Origin of the sequence: Acinetobacter sp. YH12254 (assembly GCF_013417415.1) — a bacterium.
GTDB lineage: Bacteria > Pseudomonadota > Gammaproteobacteria > Pseudomonadales > Moraxellaceae > Acinetobacter > Acinetobacter pseudolwoffii.
Window position 1 is genome coordinate 1 of record NZ_VPEB01000046.1, and the last position, 1,890, is coordinate 1,890.

Annotated in this window: 1 protein-coding gene; it reads right to left on the bottom strand. The window is 36.6% G+C overall.

Annotation, left to right across the window (positions count from 1 at the left end):
• Positions 1 to 237: 237 nt before the first annotated feature.
• Positions 238 to 1,470 (bottom strand): ATP-binding protein, encoded by a 1,233-nt coding sequence (locus FTV29_RS14920; protein WP_159139014.1) that lies wholly within the window; start codon positions 1,468 to 1,470, stop codon positions 238 to 240.
• Positions 1,471 to 1,890: the final 420 nt, after the last annotated feature.

Genomic DNA, 1,890 nt, shown 5'->3' on the forward strand with positions numbered 1-1,890 from the left:
AGGGTCGTGCGGTGGTGCGCCCTTAGATATTATTAAGAAATACATTCAAAACCAACAAGGTTAAAATCTGTGAAATTCACCTCCACCCTGACTGTCGGGTGGAGTCCTCTTTCACTTACAGATAGATGCAGAGTCCCAGTTAATGAGTGCTTTAGAAACCGCAGATCAACGTTTATACCAAGCTAAAAATAATGGCCGAAACAGAGTGTGTTTTAACTAACCTAAGTAGACTCCACTTTACTTATTTTCAGACAGCAACCAATCAAGAGCGTTCATTTTTACAATACCATTATAATTGGCTTCAGTCCCGATCGTGTCTAAGGTAAGTAAATACTTGGGATATGAATCAGAAATTTTCTGTAATGGACGTAACTCTCGGCTTAGTGTCTCCTCATTGAGGGTTTCTAATGCCACCTGATAATAAGTTAAATTCTGTAAAGTATCGACAGCAACAAAATCAATTTCATATTCATCAATCCGCCCTACATAGACCGTATAACCTCGTCTGACAAGCTCAAGATAAATCACATTTTCTAAGATATGACCTTGATCAGCATTAGCATCAGGCAACATAATGCGGCGCAATCCAACATCAACTAAATAGTATTTTTCAGAGGATTGTAATAACTCACGCCCACGTACTTTAAACTGTGCGGCGCTATAAAATAGCAAACTGTCCTGTAAGCCCCGAATATAGCGCTTCACTGTTTCAAATGAGATTTTAACCCCGCTTGAAACAAAGGTATTTTTAATTTTATTGATGGAAATGGGTGAGCCTGTCACGCTTGCCAAATATCTTGCGACACGCTCGAGAGAGTTAATATCGGCAGTATTTAAACGGGGAATAACATCTTTAAACATTACACTGGCATAGACTGCTTGCAAGTAATCATAGGTTTCCTGCTGGCTGGTCATGGCAAGCGTATAGGGGAAACTACTTCGCGTGTACATGGCATACAAATCACGATTGGATAATTGTTGGATGATCGGATTATTTTCAATATGCCACTGTTTAAACTCTTGGAATGACAAGGGTAAAACATGTTGCTCGATATAGCGTCCTGTGAGTAAAGTCGCAAGTTCTCCACTCAGAAAGAATGCATTTGAACCTGTAATATATAAATCGATATAATCCCGAACATATAAAGAGTCGACTACTTTTTCAAAATTGGTAACATGTTGTATTTCATCTAAAAAAACATAGTTTTTCTTGCTTTCATCAACTTTTGACAATACATAATCATGTAGTTTACGGTAATCGGTGAGTTCTTCAAATTCCATAAATTCAAAGTTGATGACAATGATGTTTTCGGCTTGTACCCCCTGTGCTTTTAGGTCTTGTTGAAACATCGCCAGCAAGGTGGATTTTCCAGAGCGACGTACACCCGAAAGCACTTTAATGACATCACGGTTTTGCCATGTATTCAGAAATTTTAAGTAGCTATCACGTCGAATATTAGTTTTTCTCACTGTTTCCACTTAAACTCTAAAGTTTTAATTAATTCTATCAAAATTTAGATACCAAGTGAAAATATATTTAATTACAAAGAAGGTTTCCAGTTCATGTGAAATATTTAAAATTCTAAACTGCTGTTATAGCAGTTTAGAGACGCTAATCACGACAAGCTCCAAGATACCAGGTCTACTCTTTAGACGAAATTTGATAGGTTTTCATCGATGAGATAATCCAAATTCTGTCTTTTTGATTATTTTCTATGTCATGTTATGTCATTGCTGCTGCGACTTAACTGCTATATAAATTAAGTGAAAAGTAAAAGGAATTAATATGTTAACTAGAGTGGAACTCATTTTTGTTGTGCTGATGGTCTCAGCCTTAATCCTAATTGCTTATGAAATGCTAAAAGGTTTATTTTAGAGCATCTATACAAT